The 15,884-nt window shown below is 41.9% G+C and carries 23 protein-coding genes; 15 read left to right on the top strand and 8 right to left on the bottom strand.

Translation table 11 applies throughout. The features are described 5' to 3' along the window. The first annotated feature begins 73 nt into the window (after positions 1-73). From VB715_RS00460 to VB715_RS00415, 10 genes are all read left to right on the top strand, one after another. Positions 74-2,050, top strand: coding sequence for an amylo-alpha-1,6-glucosidase (locus VB715_RS00460; RefSeq protein ID WP_323299231.1), 1,977 nt, complete (start codon positions 74-76; stop codon positions 2,048-2,050). Between the two features lie 87 nt (positions 2,051-2,137). Continuing rightward, on the top strand, positions 2,138-2,317 hold the full coding sequence (locus VB715_RS00455) for a hypothetical protein (RefSeq protein ID WP_323299230.1): 180 nt from the start codon (positions 2,138-2,140) through the stop codon (positions 2,315-2,317). 81 nt (positions 2,318-2,398) lie between these two features. Then, complete coding sequence (rpsD, locus tag VB715_RS00450; protein ID WP_323299229.1) at positions 2,399-3,007, top strand: 30S ribosomal protein S4; 609 nt, start codon at positions 2,399-2,401, stop codon at positions 3,005-3,007. A 239-nt stretch (positions 3,008-3,246) separates the two neighbouring features. Next, positions 3,247-3,555: a hypothetical protein gene (locus VB715_RS00445; RefSeq protein ID WP_323299228.1), complete on the top strand. Its 309-nt coding sequence runs from the start codon at positions 3,247-3,249 to the stop codon at positions 3,553-3,555. Next, on the top strand, positions 3,546-4,136 hold the full coding sequence (locus VB715_RS00440; RefSeq protein ID WP_323299227.1) for a hypothetical protein: 591 nt from the start codon (positions 3,546-3,548) through the stop codon (positions 4,134-4,136). Before VB715_RS00445 ends, VB715_RS00440 begins: the two co-directional genes overlap by 10 nt. Further along, positions 4,115-4,645 carry a sensor histidine kinase gene (locus VB715_RS00435; RefSeq protein WP_323299226.1) on the top strand — a complete coding sequence of 177 codons (531 nt, stop codon included), beginning with the start codon at positions 4,115-4,117 and terminating at the stop codon, positions 4,643-4,645. Before VB715_RS00440 ends, VB715_RS00435 begins: the two co-directional genes overlap by 22 nt. Further along, the gene (locus VB715_RS00430; protein WP_323299225.1) at positions 4,642-5,091 is read left to right on the top strand and encodes an ATP-binding protein; all 450 of its coding nucleotides are present in this window, start codon (positions 4,642-4,644) and stop codon (positions 5,089-5,091) included. Before VB715_RS00435 ends, VB715_RS00430 begins: the two co-directional genes overlap by 4 nt. 41 nt (positions 5,092-5,132) lie before the next feature. Beyond that, the gene (locus VB715_RS00425) at positions 5,133-5,291 is read left to right on the top strand and encodes a response regulator (RefSeq protein ID WP_323299224.1); all 159 of its coding nucleotides are present in this window, start codon (positions 5,133-5,135) and stop codon (positions 5,289-5,291) included. A gap of 14 nt (positions 5,292-5,305) precedes the next feature. Beyond that, a complete protein-coding gene (locus tag VB715_RS00420; protein ID WP_323299223.1) occupies positions 5,306-6,133 on the top strand; it encodes a diguanylate cyclase domain-containing protein in 828 nt (275 codons plus the stop codon). Further along, positions 6,114-6,260 carry a hypothetical protein gene (locus VB715_RS00415; RefSeq protein ID WP_323299222.1) on the top strand — a complete coding sequence of 49 codons (147 nt, stop codon included), beginning with the start codon at positions 6,114-6,116 and terminating at the stop codon, positions 6,258-6,260. The genes VB715_RS00420 and VB715_RS00415 overlap by 20 nt, the downstream gene beginning before the upstream one ends. A gap of 29 nt (positions 6,261-6,289) precedes the next feature. On the opposite strand, the gene VB715_RS00410 is transcribed toward VB715_RS00415, so the two are convergent. The 8 genes from VB715_RS00410 to cysE form a co-directional block, all read right to left on the bottom strand. Beyond that, positions 6,290-6,718, bottom strand: a complete 429-nt coding sequence (locus tag VB715_RS00410) for an ArsC/Spx/MgsR family protein (protein WP_323299221.1) — start codon at positions 6,716-6,718, stop codon at positions 6,290-6,292. Further along, on the bottom strand, positions 6,711-7,313 hold the full coding sequence (locus VB715_RS00405; protein WP_323299220.1) for a (2Fe-2S) ferredoxin domain-containing protein: 603 nt from the start codon (positions 7,311-7,313) through the stop codon (positions 6,711-6,713). Before VB715_RS00405 ends, VB715_RS00410 begins: the two co-directional genes overlap by 8 nt. A gap of 99 nt (positions 7,314-7,412) precedes the next feature. Beyond that, a complete protein-coding gene (gene nifT / locus VB715_RS00400; protein ID WP_323290380.1) occupies positions 7,413-7,616 on the bottom strand; it encodes a putative nitrogen fixation protein NifT in 204 nt (67 codons plus the stop codon). Positions 7,617-7,693: 77 nt separating this feature from the next. After that, complete coding sequence (locus tag VB715_RS00395; protein ID WP_323299219.1) at positions 7,694-8,032, bottom strand: nitrogen fixation protein NifZ; 339 nt, start codon at positions 8,030-8,032, stop codon at positions 7,694-7,696. Further along, a complete protein-coding gene (gene nifV / locus VB715_RS00390) occupies positions 8,019-9,152 on the bottom strand; it encodes a homocitrate synthase (RefSeq protein WP_323299218.1) in 1,134 nt (377 codons plus the stop codon). The genes VB715_RS00395 and nifV overlap by 14 nt, the downstream gene beginning before the upstream one ends. A gap of 27 nt (positions 9,153-9,179) precedes the next feature. Further along, complete coding sequence (locus tag VB715_RS00385; RefSeq protein WP_323290383.1) at positions 9,180-9,392, bottom strand: DUF2949 domain-containing protein; 213 nt, start codon at positions 9,390-9,392, stop codon at positions 9,180-9,182. 177 nt (positions 9,393-9,569) lie between these two features. Beyond that, positions 9,570-9,848 (bottom strand): Asr1405/Asl0597 family protein, encoded by a 279-nt coding sequence (locus tag VB715_RS00380; protein ID WP_323299217.1) that lies wholly within the window; start codon positions 9,846-9,848, stop codon positions 9,570-9,572. Between the two features lie 16 nt (positions 9,849-9,864). Next, positions 9,865-10,575 (bottom strand): serine O-acetyltransferase, encoded by a 711-nt coding sequence (gene cysE / locus VB715_RS00375; RefSeq protein ID WP_323299216.1) that lies wholly within the window; start codon positions 10,573-10,575, stop codon positions 9,865-9,867. A 958-nt stretch (positions 10,576-11,533) separates the two neighbouring features. Here cysE and nifB point away from each other — a divergent pair. The 5 genes from nifB (at position 11,534) to nifU (ending at position 15,809) form a co-directional block, all read left to right on the top strand. Then, positions 11,534-13,009, top strand: coding sequence for a nitrogenase cofactor biosynthesis protein NifB (gene nifB / locus VB715_RS00370; protein ID WP_323299215.1), 1,476 nt, complete (start codon positions 11,534-11,536; stop codon positions 13,007-13,009). A 6-nt stretch (positions 13,010-13,015) separates the two neighbouring features. After that, positions 13,016-13,222: a hypothetical protein gene (locus VB715_RS00365; protein WP_323299214.1), complete on the top strand. Its 207-nt coding sequence runs from the start codon at positions 13,016-13,018 to the stop codon at positions 13,220-13,222. Between the two features lie 17 nt (positions 13,223-13,239). Beyond that, the gene (locus VB715_RS00360) at positions 13,240-13,602 is read left to right on the top strand and encodes a 4Fe-4S binding protein (RefSeq protein ID WP_323299213.1); all 363 of its coding nucleotides are present in this window, start codon (positions 13,240-13,242) and stop codon (positions 13,600-13,602) included. Between the two features lie 72 nt (positions 13,603-13,674). Beyond that, a complete protein-coding gene (gene nifS / locus VB715_RS00355; protein WP_323299212.1) occupies positions 13,675-14,877 on the top strand; it encodes a cysteine desulfurase NifS in 1,203 nt (400 codons plus the stop codon). 53 nt (positions 14,878-14,930) lie between these two features. Then, positions 14,931-15,809 (top strand): Fe-S cluster assembly protein NifU, encoded by an 879-nt coding sequence (nifU, locus tag VB715_RS00350; RefSeq protein WP_323299211.1) that lies wholly within the window; start codon positions 14,931-14,933, stop codon positions 15,807-15,809. Positions 15,810-15,884: the final 75 nt, after the last annotated feature.

Raw genomic sequence — 15,884 nt, 5'->3', positions numbered from 1 at the left:
CTTAAATAACAGACCCCATGGGTAAAACCCTTATACAATCTTGATGATGAGGAGATTTAAGCCATTAAAAATAATGACCTTTAACTATGGACGAGAGATTTGCGGTAACTTAAACATAGCCCAATCACGGGAATGGTTGATTACTAATGGCATTGGGGGTTATGGTTGTGGCACAGTTGCGGGAGTATTAACCCGTTGTTATCATGGGTTGTTAGTCGCTGCGTTAAATCCTCCCCTGAAGCGAACCCTACTCCTGTCCAAACTCGACGAAACCATTCAATATGATTATCAAACTTATGCCTGTTTTACCAATCGCTGGTTTGATGGTAACGTCTCTCCTCATGGCTATTTACAGATCGAAAGTTTTCGCTTAGAGGGGAAAATTCCGGTTTGGACTTTTGCTTGTGGGGACGCGTTGATTGAAAAGCGCATTTGGATGCAGCAGGGAAGCAATACCACCTATATTCGTTATCACTTTAAACGGGGCAGCAAATGTCTTCATCTTTCCATTAAAGCCTTAATTAACTACCGAGATCATCATGGGACAACCCAGTCTGGCCAATGGAAAATGTCTGTTAGTGAAATCAACCAAGGGGTGTGTGTTAGGGCTTTTCCCGATGCGATCCCCTTCTATATCTTAGCGGAAGGGGCAGAAGTTTCCCAGAATTATCACTGGCATTTGGGTTTTGATCTGGCCATGGAAAGATATCGAGGATTATGGGATCGAGATGATCACTATAATGCTGCAACTTTTAATCAAACTTTGCAACCTGGAGACTCCTTAACCATTGTCGCAACAACTAACCCTCAAAGCATCTTAACAGGACATCAGGCCTTAGAGGAGCGATATGACTATGAAGCGGCCTTATTAAACCGTTGTCCTTCTTTTTCCATTCCTTGGATGCAACAATTAGTTTTGGCCGCCGATCAGTTTATTGTCGATCGCCCTTTAAGCCATAACCCTGAAGGTAAAACCATCATTGCGGGATATCCTTGGTTTGCTGACTGGGGACGAGATACGATGATCGCTTTACCAGGGTTAACCTTAACCACAGGGCGGCCAGATATTGCCCATCATATTTTGAGTACCTTTGCCAAATATCTGGATGGGGGAATGTTACCCAATGTCTTTCCTGATGATAATGAAACCCCTCAATATAATACAGTAGATGCGATTCTTTGGTATTTTGAAGCGATTCGAGCTTATTATGACTCTACCAATGATATCGCCCTTCTTACCCATCTCTATCCCCTGCTGCAAGAAGTCATCGACTGGCATCGTCAGGGAACTCGCTATAATATCCATTTAGATAGTGATCATCTTATCTATGCGGGCCAAGAGAAGACTCAATTAACTTGGATGGATGCAAAGGTTGGGGACTGGGTTGTCACTCCCCGTAAAGGCAAACCCATTGAAGTCAACGCTCTCTGGTACAATGCCCTGATTATTATGGTAGAGTTTTCTGAGATTTTAGGGCATCCATCCCAGGAATATCAACGCATGGCCCAAAATACTCATAAAGGGTTTCAACGCTATTGGCATCCTTCCTTAAAATACTGTCATGATGTATTAGATACCCCGACAGGTCACGATAAGTCCTTGCGTCCCAATCAAATTTTTGCGGTTTCTTTACCCGACTCCCCCGCGGCCCCTCCATTGTTAAAAATGGAACAACAAAAGTCTGTGGTGGATACGGTGGCGAAAACTTTGGTTACTTCCTATGGACTGCGATCGCTTTGTCCCACCCATCATCAATATAAGGGTCATTATGGAGGGGATCAAGTGTCAAGGGATGGCAGTTATCATCAAGGCGTTGTCTGGGGGTGGTTAATTGGCCATTTTGTTCAGGCCCATTGGCGGGTTTATGGCGATCGCAACCTGGCTAAAAGTTTCCTAGAACCGATGGCCAACCATGTTAATGATGCTTGTATTGGTAATATTAGCGAAATTTTTGATGGAGATGCTCCTATGACTCCGAGAGGGTGTTTTGCTCAAGCTTGGAGTGTGGCGGAAGTTCTGCGGGTTTGGACGAAAATTAATGAATCTTAACTCCCTGTTCCCTTGAAGGTTTCTGTAGGAGTCAACGGCCGTTGACCCCTACCCATTTGTTACTGGGTTACATGACTCTCGGTTCTTTTGTCCTCATTGCTACTGAAAATTCGGGGCATTACTCCCAATCTTACCCCAGGAGCTAAGCTAGTGGTGATAGTTCTCATGTTTGCGGGTCGTATCGGGGCTTTATCCTTTGGTATTGCCTTGTTTAGTCGGCGATTACCGGAAACAATCCTCGAAGGGGAAGAAGATTTGGCTGTTTAATTCCCTCTCTTTCCTGTTACTCGATAAACTGGTATAATGGTAATTTTGGAATATATTGTTTATTAGGAGAAAGTCGCTTATATGTCTCGTTATAGAGGGCCACGCCTAAGAATAGTACGAAGACTAGGAGAACTACCAGGTTTAAGCAGAAAAACCCCCCGTCGCGCTTATCCCCCTGGTCAACATGGCCAAAACCGTCGTAAACGCTCAGAATATGCCATTCGACTGGAAGAAAAGCAAAAATTGCGGTTCAACTATGGGGTTACAGAAAAACAGTTAATTCGTTATGTTAAGAAAGCCCGTCGTGCTACTGGTTCCACTGGGCAAAAGTTACTGGAATTGCTGGAAATGCGCCTAGATAACACCGTGTTTCGCTTGGGTATGGCAGGAACCATTCCAGGGGCCCGTCAGCTAGTTAACCACGGCCATGTTACCGTTAATGGTAGAGTGGTGGACATTGCCAGTTATCAATGTCGTCCTGGAGATGTGATCGCTGTGAGAAATAAAGATAATTCTCGCCGCTTAGTGGAAGCGAATATGGAATATCCAGGGTTAGCTAACCTTCCTGAACATTTGGAATTTGATAAGAATACCCTCACAGGGAAAGTGAACGATATCATCAAACGGGAATGGATAGCACTACAAATCAATGAATTGCTGGTGGTTGAGTATTATTCTCGCAAAGTATAACAGCTATTGGACAACCCTAGGGTTGTCCACTTTTTTGGGTAAGTTTCTAAAGAATTATTAAAACAGAATAACAATTATTGCAGTATATCTATGGTTTAAACCACCCATTTTATAATTAGGGACGAGATAGGAAGAGTTCAGACTGAAGAACTTCTATTTGTAGGAAGAAACAAGTCTGAGATCTACTAATTCGATTGTTGTCGGTAGACAATTTTGATGATTAATTGGGAGAGGAAACAATGGCAATTCATCATATTATTAATGAGAACATTATAGCAGAAATTAGTCGGGATTGTCTACAGTTTCCTAACTCTATTCAGGGTCAAGGGGTGCTTTTTGTTCTACAAGAACCAGAGTTGACCATAATTCAAGTTAGTGACAATACGGAACAATTTTTTGGAGTATCTGCGGAATCTTTAATTAATCAGAATATTGCTCAATTATTTCGTCAGTCAGAGTTAGATATTATCCGCGATCGCCTCCATCGAGACAACCTTGAGTGGTATAATCCAATTAAACTATTACTTTTTCGGTCTCAATGTCTTTAGGACTTATTAAAGATAATAAACTTTGGGGAATTATTGCTTGCCATCACTATTCATCTAAATATATTAGTTACGAAGTTCGGAAGATATGTGAATTTTTAGCAGAGTCAGTCATTGATCACTTATTAACGGCTCAAAAAAACGAAGATTGGCAGCAAGGTGATTTAATTAAACAGCTACAAACTTATCTCAAAACTACTCTAAATAATGAAATTAATCTGCTCAGCAGATTAGTCCATCCTGAACATCAAAGCTTACTTAATTTAGTCAATGCTCAAGGGGCAGTTCTTTGTTATGGTGATAGCATTATCTTGGTAGGAAATACCCCCCATAAATCAGCGATCAGGGACTTAATTATTTGGTTAGAAACCCATCAGAGACAAAATGTATTTGCTACCCACAAGCTTAGTACAATTTATCCTCAAGGACGACAAATAAAAACAGAAGCGAGTGGCATTTTAGCTATTTCAATCTTACTCAATAATGCTTTAAACTTTGGAAAGAAAATGTCAAAGAAACAGCAATTCCTTGGCAACCATTTGAACAAGAATCCGCCGAAAAATTGCGAGATACTTTACTACTAGCAGCCTTAGAATTTTCCCATACTGCTATGGAAGAAGCGGCCAATAAAGCAGAAAGAGCAAACCGTGCTAAAAGTGAATTTTTAGCCAATATGAGCCATGAATTACGCACTCCTTTAAATGCCATTTTAGGGTTTGCTCAAGTGATGCGGCGTTCCCCAACATTACAGACAGATCATCAAGAAAATTTGAGCATTATTACCCGCAGTGGAGAACATTTACTGAGCCTTATTAACCAAGTTTTAGACTTATCTAAAATTGAAGCCGGACGAATTACATTTAACAAAAAAGACTTCGATTTTTATCGTCTCTTAGATGATCTAGAAGATATGTTTCAGTTTAAAACAGAAGAACAAGGACTACAATTATTATTTGAGCGATCGCCTGATGTTCCCCAATATATTAAGACAGATCAAGTTAAGTTACGTCAAGTCTTAATTAACTTACTGAATAATGCCTTAAAATTCACCGAAGAAGGGGGGGTTCTCTCAGGGTTCGTGGGGAAAAATTGACCTTTATTGACACAGATAAAACCCAAGAAATAGACAATAATACTTTATCTTCAGAGAGAATGATTATTGTGGAAATTGAAGACACTGGCCCGGGTATTTCTGTGAATGAATTAGATAATTTATTTGAAGCATTTGTGCAAACCCAAACGGGAAAAGACTGCCATGAAGGGACAGGGTTAGGGTTGCCTATTAGCCGCCAATTTGTGCATTTAATGGGGGGAGAAATGACCGTTAATAGTGAAGTAGGAAGAGGAACAATTTTCCGCTTTAATATTAAGGTTGAAGAAGTTGAAGGAACAGAAATTGAGCAACAACAGCAGGGAAAAAAACAAGTCATTGGGTTAAAACCAAATCAGCAAAAATACCGAATTTTAGTGGTTGATGATCGTTGGAGTAACCGGGAATTAATGATTAAATTATTAACACCATTAAAGGCGATATTTTAGTCGTTGATAACTCTCCGATTAACTTACGATTGATAGTTGATATGTTTAAAGCAAATGGTTATCAAGTGCGGCCTATTCCTAGTGGAAAATTAGCCATAACTGCGATCCAAAATTTGCCACCAGATTTGATTTTATTGGATCTAATGATGCCGGAAATGGATGGTTATACAGTCTGTATATCAAAGGAGATGAAGTCTTAAAACGCATTCATCAAATGTCTCCTACTACCCTAAAAATAATATTAACAGGTCATGCCAATTTAGAAGCCGTGGGTAATGCTATTAAAAACGCCAGACTCTATCGATATGTTCCTAAACCTTGGCAATCAGAAGATTTAAAATTAACCGTTGTTGAAGCCTTACATAGTTATCTTCAAGATCAAAAATTAGTAGAACAAAGGATACAACTTGAAGAACTTAATAAACAATTAGAAATCTTAACCCGTGACCAGGCAAAAATCATTGCAGAACGAACTGCTAAACTAGAAAAAGCTAATGCTAAACTGAAAAAAGCTAATCAAGAATTAGAACAGTTAGCCATTTTAGACCCCTTATTGCAAATTGCTAACCGCCGTCGTTTTAATGAATATTTACTAAAAGAATGGGAAAGATTATGTCGAGAAAGGCGTTATTTAGCTTTAATTTTTGCTGATTTAGATTACTTTAAACAATACAATGATGAATATCAACATCAAGCCGGAGATCACTGTTTAATTGCCGTTTCTAAAACCATTCAAAGAAGCTTAAGAAGACCTGCCGATTTATTAGCCCGTTTTGGAGGGGAAGAATTAGTGATTGTGTTACCTAATACTAACCCAGAGGGTGCGATCAAAGTAGCAGAACGTATTCAAGAAGAAATTGCCTTATTAAAAATTCCCCATAGTCGCTCTCAAGTGAGTGATTATGTGACAATTAGTATGGGTATAACGGCGATGATTCCCATTAAAGGATGTTCTCCTTCGACTTTAATTAATATTGCTGACAAAGCACTTTATCAAGCTAAAAATCAAGGACGGAATCGTTTTGTTTTGGAAGTTATTTAAGCTTCTAATTATTAAGGAGTATTATGGTTATACGAATGGGGCAGCCCAAACGGGGCGTTTAGCTGCCCAAGTTGTGATTAATTCTTTGCAGAAGCTATCAGCTACCGTAGGGGTCAACGGCCGTTGACCCCTACTAGATAAACTTATATTTGGCTATTATTGAACCGTTGCACAGGGGTTTGTTTCATGACTACGGGGACAGGTTTCTAAATCTTCCGTCACCGGATTTTGAGGATTTAAACCAATCCAAGTGTCAATAGTTTCCAGATCAAAACCCACCCGAAAAATATCTCCTACTTGAATCAAAGGACGACGAATTAAGAGAGGATCAGCTATCATTAATTGTAAGGCCGTTTCCTCTGTCAAATTATCGGGAATTACCTCACCTGATTTAATACGAGGTGCGCTAGGATTAAACCAAGAGTTAACAGGTAACTTCCCAAAAAATGGGCGTAATGTTTCAGGTGTCCAAGACTCCGTTAAGAGACTGCGTGCATCTAAATCATGTCCTGCGGCGAGGAGTAGATTTTTTTGTTTGGTGTTATTTCCACACCCTGGTTTCTCGTAAAAAATAACCTTAGCCATGATTGTTCAAAGAATTGAGATAATGGTCTTCAAGTAATTCTGAAATGGTTTTAGGATTGGGTTTACTGTGTCTGGCTCTTCCAGGCATTAAAATTAGATTAGGAGCTTTACCGCAGCGATTTTGACAACTGGTTTTTTCGATAGTCACATGGTCTTGTAACCCCAAATTATACAAGGTTTTTTCCAGCGTATTAAAGAGTTCTCTGCCACCATTTTTGGCACAATCTGACTTATTACATAACAAGATTTTGCCTTTTTTGGGACAACTTGATCCCTGAATTATTGGGGTTGCAGTAGTAGAATCTTGGGTTTTACATTCTAACTTACAACTCAGACGATTTACTTCATAAGCTTTTAATTTTAGTCTGGTAAAACTGCCTTTAAATGCTTGTTCTCCTGCAATAGAAATCCAATCGCCAGCAATTAAACCTAAGCCTTGAGAATTGCGTAAACTTTTATCTAATTTGATCCGTAATTCTCGTTCGCCAACAGCCAATCTTAAGAACTTTGACTGACCATTTGACTTATAAATAAATCCGATAAATTGCCCTTCCAGTTGGAAAGGAGAAATTTGACTAGAATGAACTGAACTCATGACTAACTCCCTTAAGAGATATCGTTAGAGGATTAAGTGAAAGATATTGGTAAACAAAAACTCTAGGTAATGGGCTTAACATTGTTAAGCCCCTACTAACTATGAAAGCAATTTTGCTTCAAATGTTTGGGGTAATTGAGTCTCATCGGTTAAAGTAGCAAATTCCAATTCCCAGCCATTCGCTAAGGTCAAAATTTTGCCATTGCCACTCACGGTTTGTTTAACCACATCTTCCTCTAAATCTTTTTTCGGAACATAAACCGATAATTTCCCTTGAGCGTCGTTACGTAACATAACCTTCATAGCAAAACTCCTAATTAGTGAATGGTTAATTGTGGGCAAACAATGAATTCTCAACTTAAGCCTTGAGAATTGATAATTTACATAATTCCCACTTCCGACTTCTCGACAATGACTTCATTTTCATCATCATCAAAGTCATCGAAATCAGTTTCGTCAGCCGATAATAATTCTTTGCGACGACAGCCGACAATGTAACCATTGTCTAAAAAATGGACGGCATAAATGTAATAACTTTGGAGATAGGTGCCAATGCCGACAACATAACCGACATCACCCTTCTTCGCTAAAGTTTCTCCTATTTCTTTGCCGGGGAAAGTGCCATCATTGCGAATCATTTTACGAAGACGCACCTTCTGCTCCATTTCAAAAGCAGGGGGATCATTAAGTTCAATTTCGCCTGGATTATACAATCCCATGAGACATTCTCCTATTAGGTACTAAATCGAGTAACTCTTCAACGGTTAAACTCCGTTTCATTTGGACTGATAGATGACGCACTGCATCTAACACAACCTGGGATTCGTCACGGTTTAAACTAATCCCATGTTGATTCAGGACATTAGCCAATAAATGTCGTCCCGAATGCTTACCCACCACTAAGCGGCGTTCCCAACCCACTTCATCCGGGGAAAAAGGCTCATAAGTTTGGGGGTTTTGTAACACCCCATGAGCATGAATGCCTGATTCATGGGCAAAGATATTGTCCCCGACGATCGCTTTCCAGGGGGGAAGGGCCACCCCAGACGCTTTGATCACCAATTGGGATAACTCCCGTAAGCGAGATGTATCCATGGCTAAATCAACTTTGTATAGTTGTTTAAGGGTCATGATCATCTCTTCTAGGGCCGCATTGCCCGCTCGTTCCCCCAACCCGTTAACGGTGGTATTCACGGAGATGGCCCCGGCCTGTAACCCCGCTAAGGCGTTAGCAGTGGCTAGGCCAAAATCGTTGTGGGTGTGCATTTCAATGGGCATAGACAAGGATTTGACCAATTTTCCGACTTTTTGACCAGTAGTCAAGGGATCAAGAATGCCCACCGTATCACAGAAGCGGAAACGGGAAGCCCCTAATTCTTGGGCAAATTGCGCCACTTCTAATAAAAACCCTTCCTCCGCACGGGAAGAGTCTTCGGCCCCGACGGAGACAAATAAACCTTGATCGAGGGCAAAATTAAGGCTATCTCGTAACCGTTCAAAGACAAGACGGGTTTTACCTTGAAATTTGGCCTTAATTTGGATTTCAGAAACGGGAACCGAGATATGAACCCGTTTTAGTCCACAGGCAATGGAGGCTTCAATATCCGAGCGTACCGCCCGGTTCCAGCCTAATAGAGCAGTTTTTAGTCCTAGACGGGCGATAGTCGTGATCGCTTCCGCTTCACTGCCACCCATGGCGGGGATACCGACTTCTAATTCGGGAACGCCTATGGCATCCAGAAGAACCGCGATCGCCATTTTTTCGGCAGCACTAAAGGCAATTCCGGCGGCTTGTTCTCCATCCCGTAGGGTTGTATCGTTAATATGGATAGGGTTCATGATTTAACTCCTCAGATCACTCACCGATTAAGGCAACTGGAATTGAATTTGAGCATCCAGCCAATCCCAAATCCGTTGGAGTTGACCGAGGGAAATTAAGCCATATTGCCAAAGAAGCATGGGAATGGGGTCGCCAGGTTGACGTTGATTGTTGAGAACCACGGCTAGGTCATCTCGTGACAGGGCCAGTTCTTGTTGTAAAAATTGACGGAATTCTGTAGAAATTGAATTGTTTTCCATGACAGCACTGAAAAGTCAGTTATCAACAAACCAAAGCTAATGTTGGTTAGGGGTGAGGCAGTAACTGAGAAATTGCGAAAGAAGCTTGGGGGAGAGAAAAAGTCTAACTTAATCAATAATAATTAGCTCTGTTTGGGGAGATAAAACCCAACAGAGAGTGAGTCATCATCAATGTTCTCAGTATTTGTAAGACTTAATAGAATCAGAATCTAGGGTTTCCCAACATCGTTCTAGCCAATCCACCAACTCTTGGCGAGAAGCGATCGCTCCATAGACGGCACTGCGGAGTAAAATTGCATGAATACCATGTTCAATTTCTACCCAGAGAGAACCATCCTCAGGACACCAACAGGGAATCATTAATTCTTGAAGGCGTTGGTGAACCATCCAGCGTTCACTGCGAGAAACTTTCTCAACTTGACTGATTAAAGCATCAGGATAGGAAGGTGTCAACATAATTGTAAGGTAAGAGTCAATGTAGTTTTTGTATCTTTTGTTCCAATTCTTCAATTCGGTCAAATAACGTCCGAATGATTTGGCCCTCAACATCCGGCAGTTTTCCATGTTCTAACGGACAACCGCGGCCGCTGCGGGAGATAATTCGACCAGGGACTCCTACCACCGTGCAATCATTCGGGACACTGCGTAAAACAATGGAACCCGCACCAATGCGGACATGATTACCAATTTCAAGATTGCCCAAAACTTTGGCCCCGGCCCCGACAATAACATGATCGCCAAGGGTGGGATGACGTTTTCCCAGTTCCTTACCCGTGCCACCGAGGGTGACATTTTGATAAATTAGGCAATAATCACCAACAATGGCGGTTTCACCAATGACCACACCCATACCATGATCGATAAACACCCCTTGGCCAATGGTGGCCCCTGGGTGAATTTCAATGCCTGTGAATAATCGTCCGATATGGGAGAGAAAACGCGGCACAAAAGGGATTTGTTTGTGCCATAGCCCGTGGGAGATGCGATGGACTGCTAAGGCGTGTAAGCCTGGATAGCAAAAGATCACCTCTAACCAATGACGGGCTGCGGGATCTCTTTCAAAGATGATTTGAAAGTCTTGCCACAGAGATTGAAATAGGTTGGGTTGAGAAGTCCGAGAGTCAGAAATTAGGGTTTCTGTTGGACTTGCACAACGCTCTCTGACAGGTAGTGATCCAAACATTAAATTCCGTGCTTTCGCATAGACTTAGTTGTTATGCTTATACCAAGTCCCTTCCTGTCCCAGTCGATTTGGGAGGTGAGTCAAGTTTATTAAACTTATTAAGACAAAATTAGATTTTGCTAAACCCTGATCAGCTTGGGGTTTCATAGATAAATAAAGTTTCTTTTGGGTGGGGGGACGATTATTTTTTGGGGAGGGGGACAGTATTTATCGGTGCAGGGAGTGGCATTTATGCACTCAGGTGTCTGCCCTCATTAGATAAGGACTTGAGCTAATTTAACTATCCCTTTTCGGGGCATTATGCCAGGACTCAAATTTCCAGGGAAACATCAGGGAGAAAACCTGCATGAAATAAGGGTTGTAACTATTTTCACCCCCATTAGTTAACACGAAAATTAGGCATAACAAATCTCACTCAAGGAAAATGTTACATTGGATACAGAATTGAATTCCGTGACAGCACTGAGAAGGTTTGGAATGCTTTCTCGGTGCTTTTGTTAGAGGGAAGTGTGATGTGATGAGGAACAGGGAACAGGAAGAGGAGGGGATTTTTAAGCCCAACGTTGACAATTTGAGTGTAAAATGAGGGGAGTAAAATCAAGAAAATAATGGACTCAAAGCCTTACGTGATAAGACTTAGACCCTGAGTACACAAATACCCGACTCCCCTAGTAAAAATACTGTTACCCCGCCTCAAAAATACCTGAACCCCATCCCCCCATAAAAAAAATAGTCACTTCAAACCTGCACTAATTAAAGGATTGAGAATTTGAGTACATACTAAGTAATCCAATGAATCTGAACCCACTCACCACAGCAGAAGCCCTAAACAGGGGGATGGTATAAAGGTTACAACGCCGAAGACACACAGTTCATTGTTTTACCCTTTGCTCTTTAAAGCAAGTGACCCAAACCTCTTAAGTCACGCTTTTGTCACCCTCTTACTCCACGGAATTCAATGTTACAATCTACTGGTCTAATCAACGCTGACGCATCGACGGCTAAAAAAGCAACTCCCATGGGAACTTCCTTTACTCCCAAATCAAGTGGAGACTGTGCTTGCCCTTCAACGGGTGAGACTTCACAGACCATTGATGTCAGCATTCAAGAACGCATTGCTAAACACCCTTGTTACAGTGAAGATGCTCACCATCATTATGCACGGATGCACGTTGCCGTTGCCCCTGCTTGTAACATTCAATGCAACTATTGCAACCGCAAGTATGACTGTGCCAATGAAAGCCGTCCTGGTGTAGTTAGCGAAGTCCTGACCCCAGAAGAAGCGGCCCATAAAGCTTTGGTAATTGGTGGTAAAATTCCCCAAATGACTGTTTTGGGAATTGCTGGTCCTGGAGATCCCTTAGCCAACCCCCAACAAACCTTCCGCACCTTTGAATTAGTCGCTGATAAAGCACCCGATATTAAATTGTGCTTATCCAGTAATGGATTGATGTTAACCGAATATATCGATCGCATCAAAGAACTGAATATTGATCACGTTACTTTAACCATTAATATGATCGACCCCGAAATTGGGGAGAAGATTTATCCTTGGGTACGTTATAATCGCAAACGCTACAAAGGCATCGAAGGGGTTAAAATCCTCCATGAGAAGCAAATGGATGCCCTGGATGCTCTTAGAGAAGCGGATGTGCTATGTAAAGTTAACTCTGTGATGATTCCTGGTGTTAATGATGAACACCTCGCAGAAGTTAACGAAGTCATCCGGTCAAAAGGTGCATTTCTACACAACATTATGCCCTTGATCTCAGCCCCTGAACATGGAACCCACTTTGGGTTAACGGGACAAAGAGGCCCCACCCCCAAAGAACTAAAAGCGGTTCAGGATAGCTGCTCTGGCAACATGAAAATGATGCGCCACTGTCGCCAATGTCGGGCGGATGCGGTAGGATTATTAGGAGAAGATCGTTCTCAGGAATTCACCAAAGATAAATTCCTCGAAATGACTCCTGAATATGATGTGGCCCAACGTCAAGAAGTTCATGCCAACATCGAAAAATTCACCGCCGAAGTGAAAGAAGCTAAGGCAAAACAAGCAGCCGAGAAACAGGTTAAAAACGCTCCTAAAATCTTAGTAGCAGTCGCAACCAAAGGCAACCGCTTAGTTAACCAACACTTCGGTCATGCCAAAGAATTCCAAATCTTTGAAGTTGACGGCACAGAAGTTAAATTTGTGGCACACCGCAAAGTCGATCATTATTGCCAAAGCGGTTACGGCGAAGAAGCAACCCTAGACAACATCATTAAATCCATCGCTGATTGTCAAGGTGTTCTCTCTGCTAAAATCGGCAACTGTCCTCAAGAAGAACTCCGCAAGGCAGGAATCGAACCCTTTGAAGCTTACGATGTCATCGATAAAGTGGCTATCGACTTCTATGAACAGTATATGCAGAAACAAAACGCAGGAGCCTAATAAGTTATGACTTATACCCTTGATCGTCCCAAAGGTTCCCAAGTTTCCCCCCAAGGCAGTTATCAAACCGCCCTCATCAACCCCTCGGTTTCATCGAATACCAAGGCAGAAAGTAACTGTAACACTTGTGTTGATGACTATTCTATTCCCCCCTGTACAGGGTTTTCCAAAGACTACAGTTGTCTTCCTAACCTAAGCAATCTCACCCCATAGCATCGGAGCGTAGTGTCATGAGTTATACCATTACTGATCAATGTATCACCTGTCATCGTTGTCACAAGGCTTGTCCCACAGGTGCTATCAAAATACAAAATAATGTGTTGCTCATTGACCCTACTCTCTGTAATGATTGCCAAGGCTACTATGGAACCCCCCAGTGTGCCTCTGTTTGTCCGACTAACTCTGGTTGTTTACCAACCTATCAAGTCACTGGGGGACTCAAAAACCAAGTTGCTGATTATTGGGACAGTTGGTTTAACCACTATAACAACTTGGTAGCCAGACTTAAAGGAAAACAAACTAACCCTTATTGGGAACAGTGGTTTGATGTTTACTCCCAAGAAATTTTAACCTTAACGACGGTGAGTAGTTAATAAGTCGAATTTAACTTCTGACTTCCGACTTCTGACTTCTGACTCGAAGCTCCTAACTCCTGGTACAAAGTGATGAGAGATTGTATATATTTAGATAACAATGCCACCACCAAAATAGATGAAGAAGTGCTAGGCGCAATGATGCCTTACCTGACTCTCTATTATGGAAACCCCTCCAGTATGCACAGCTTTGGAGGACAAGTCGGAAAAGCGGTTAAAACAGGTAGAGAGCAAGTCGCCTCCTTATTAGGGGCAGAAGCTTCCGAAATCATCTTTACCAGTTGTGGAACAGAAGGAGATAATGCCGCCATTCGCGCCGCACTTTCAGCCCAACCTAATAAACGTCATATTATTACGACTGAAGTTGAACACCCTGCGGTGCTTAATCTCTGTAAAAATTTAGAAAAACAAGGATATACCGTTACCTATCTTTCAGTGGATAGTCAAGGAAGACTTGATCTCGATGAAGTACAAGCTTCTTTAACTGGAAACACTGCCCTTGTTTCAATCATGTATGCTAATAATGAAACAGGTGTAGTCTTTCCCGTTGAACAAGTGGGACAAATGACCAAGGAATACGGCGCACTCTTTCATGTAGATGCAGTGCAAGCCGTCGGGAAAATTCCTCTCGATATGAGTAACAGCAGCATTGATATGCTGACCTTATCTGGTCATAAAATTCATGCTCCCAAAGGCATCGGTGCGTTATATGTGCGTAAAGGAACCCGTTTCCGTCCTTCCATGGTTGGGGGACACCAAGAAAGAGGCCGTCGAGCAGGAACGGAAAATGTAGCGGGGATCGTTGCATTAGGCAAAGCGGCTGAATTAGCCCAGGCTCATCTTCCTAATATCGCTCAGGAACGGCAATTACGGGATTATTTAGAACAAACTATCCTTACCTTAATTCCTGATACGGTAGTTAATGGTAATCCTATCGAAAGATTGCCCAATACGATGAATATTGGCTTTAAGTACATCGAAGGAGAAGCCATCTTACTCTCCATGAACCAGTATGGCATCTGTGCATCTTCTGGTTCGGCTTGTACCTCTGGTTCCTTGGAACCCTCTCATGTACTGCGGGCAATGGGACTGCCTTATAGTGTCCTTCACGGTTCTATTCGCTTTAGTCTGTCCCGTTTCACTACCCAAGACGAGATTGATCGCGTTATTGAAGTCTTACCTGATACGATTGCCCGTCTCCGTGCTATGTCTCCTTTCAACAGCGATGATGCGAGTTGGTTACAGGAGCAAGAAAAAGCAGCGTTAGCTAAGTAGTTAACTATCAACTATCAACTATCAACTGTCAACTAACTATCTGGTAACTGATCATGTGGGAATATACAGACAAAGTAATGGAATTCTTCTATAATCCGCGTAATCAAGGTACGATTACGGAAAAAGGAGAAGGACAGGCAATTACAACCGGAGAAGTCGGCAGCATTGCTTGTGGTGATGCTCTCAGATTACACCTAAAAATTGATGAAGCCACACAAATCATTCTTGATGCTCGGTTTCAAACCTTTGGTTGTGCTTCTGCGATCGCTTCTTCCTCAGCTTTAACTGAGTTACTCGTAGGCAAAACATTAGATGAAGCTTTGAGTCTGACTAATAAACAAATTGCTGAATTCTTAGGGGGTTTACCCGAAGAAAAAATGCACTGTTCTGTGATGGGACAAGAAGCCTTAGAAGCTGCTATCTTTAATTACAGAGGCATTCCTTTAGATAATCATGAAGATGATGAAGGAGCTTTAATCTGCCGTTGCTTTGGGGTTAGTGATGCGAGAATTCGCCGCATTGTTCTAGAGAATGATTTAACCACTGCTGAACAAGTTACTAATTATGTGAAAGCAGGTGGCGGTTGTGGTTCTTGTTTAGCAGATATCGATGATTTGATCGCTGATATTGTGACAGAAAAAGCCACTGCGGTTGCGGTTGCCACGGAAGTTGTTAAAGCCAAATCTGCACCAAAACCCTTAACTAACCTACAAAAAATCAATCTAATTCAACAAGTTCTAGAAGAAGTAAGACCCGCATTAGCACAAGATGGCGGAGATGTGGACTTGTTCGATGTCGAAGGAGATTTAGTCAAAGTGATACTAAAAGGAGCTTGTGGTTCCTGTTCAAGTAGTACCGCGACTTTGAAGATGATGATCGAAGCCAGATTACGCGATCGCATCTCCCCTGAGATTACTGTAATTGCTGTGTAAATCCATACTAACAAACAAACTAAGCCTATGTTAATCACCAAAAAAAGTCGAGAGCGGTCGCCACCATAAGCGTCG

The sequence above is a fragment of the Crocosphaera sp. UHCC 0190 genome, assembly GCF_034932065.1.
GTDB lineage: Bacteria > Cyanobacteriota > Cyanobacteriia > Cyanobacteriales > Microcystaceae > UHCC-0190.
This window is presented reverse-complemented; position numbering and strand designations above follow the sequence as displayed.

What these genes read in the sequence shown, in the direction of transcription:
- VB715_RS00440 (WP_323299227.1), top strand. Translation starts at nt 3,546, where the DNA reads ATGTCTTTAGGACTTATTAAAGATAATAAACTTTGGGGAATTATTGCT.
- nifS (WP_323299212.1), top strand. Translation starts at nt 13,675, where the DNA reads ATGAGAGATTGTATATATTTAGATAACAATGCCACCACCAAAATAGAT.
- VB715_RS00380 (WP_323299217.1), bottom strand. Translation starts at nt 9,848, where the DNA reads ATGTTGACACCTTCCTATCCTGATGCTTTAATCAGTCAAGTTGAGAAA.
- VB715_RS00425 (WP_323299224.1), top strand. Translation starts at nt 5,133, where the DNA reads ATGTTTAAAGCAAATGGTTATCAAGTGCGGCCTATTCCTAGTGGAAAA.
- VB715_RS00385 (WP_323290383.1), bottom strand. Translation starts at nt 9,392, where the DNA reads ATGGAAAACAATTCAATTTCTACAGAATTCCGTCAATTTTTACAACAA.
- nifT (WP_323290380.1), bottom strand. Translation starts at nt 7,616, where the DNA reads ATGAAGGTTATGTTACGTAACGACGCTCAAGGGAAATTATCGGTTTAT.
- nifV (WP_323299218.1), bottom strand. Translation starts at nt 9,152, where the DNA reads ATGAACCCTATCCATATTAACGATACAACCCTACGGGATGGAGAACAA.
- VB715_RS00445 (WP_323299228.1), top strand. Translation starts at nt 3,247, where the DNA reads ATGGCAATTCATCATATTATTAATGAGAACATTATAGCAGAAATTAGT.
- rpsD (WP_323299229.1), top strand. Translation starts at nt 2,399, where the DNA reads ATGTCTCGTTATAGAGGGCCACGCCTAAGAATAGTACGAAGACTAGGA.
- VB715_RS00395 (WP_323299219.1), bottom strand. Translation starts at nt 8,032, where the DNA reads ATGGGATTGTATAATCCAGGCGAAATTGAACTTAATGATCCCCCTGCT.
- VB715_RS00405 (WP_323299220.1), bottom strand. Translation starts at nt 7,313, where the DNA reads ATGAGTTCAGTTCATTCTAGTCAAATTTCTCCTTTCCAACTGGAAGGG.
- VB715_RS00360 (WP_323299213.1), top strand. Translation starts at nt 13,240, where the DNA reads ATGAGTTATACCATTACTGATCAATGTATCACCTGTCATCGTTGTCAC.
- VB715_RS00460 (WP_323299231.1), top strand. Translation starts at nt 74, where the DNA reads ATGACCTTTAACTATGGACGAGAGATTTGCGGTAACTTAAACATAGCC.
- VB715_RS00365 (WP_323299214.1), top strand. Translation starts at nt 13,016, where the DNA reads ATGACTTATACCCTTGATCGTCCCAAAGGTTCCCAAGTTTCCCCCCAA.
- VB715_RS00410 (WP_323299221.1), bottom strand. Translation starts at nt 6,718, where the DNA reads ATGGCTAAGGTTATTTTTTACGAGAAACCAGGGTGTGGAAATAACACC.
- nifB (WP_323299215.1), top strand. Translation starts at nt 11,534, where the DNA reads ATGTTACAATCTACTGGTCTAATCAACGCTGACGCATCGACGGCTAAA.
- cysE (WP_323299216.1), bottom strand. Translation starts at nt 10,575, where the DNA reads ATGTTTGGATCACTACCTGTCAGAGAGCGTTGTGCAAGTCCAACAGAA.
- nifU (WP_323299211.1), top strand. Translation starts at nt 14,931, where the DNA reads ATGTGGGAATATACAGACAAAGTAATGGAATTCTTCTATAATCCGCGT.
- VB715_RS00420 (WP_323299223.1), top strand. Translation starts at nt 5,306, where the DNA reads ATGTCTCCTACTACCCTAAAAATAATATTAACAGGTCATGCCAATTTA.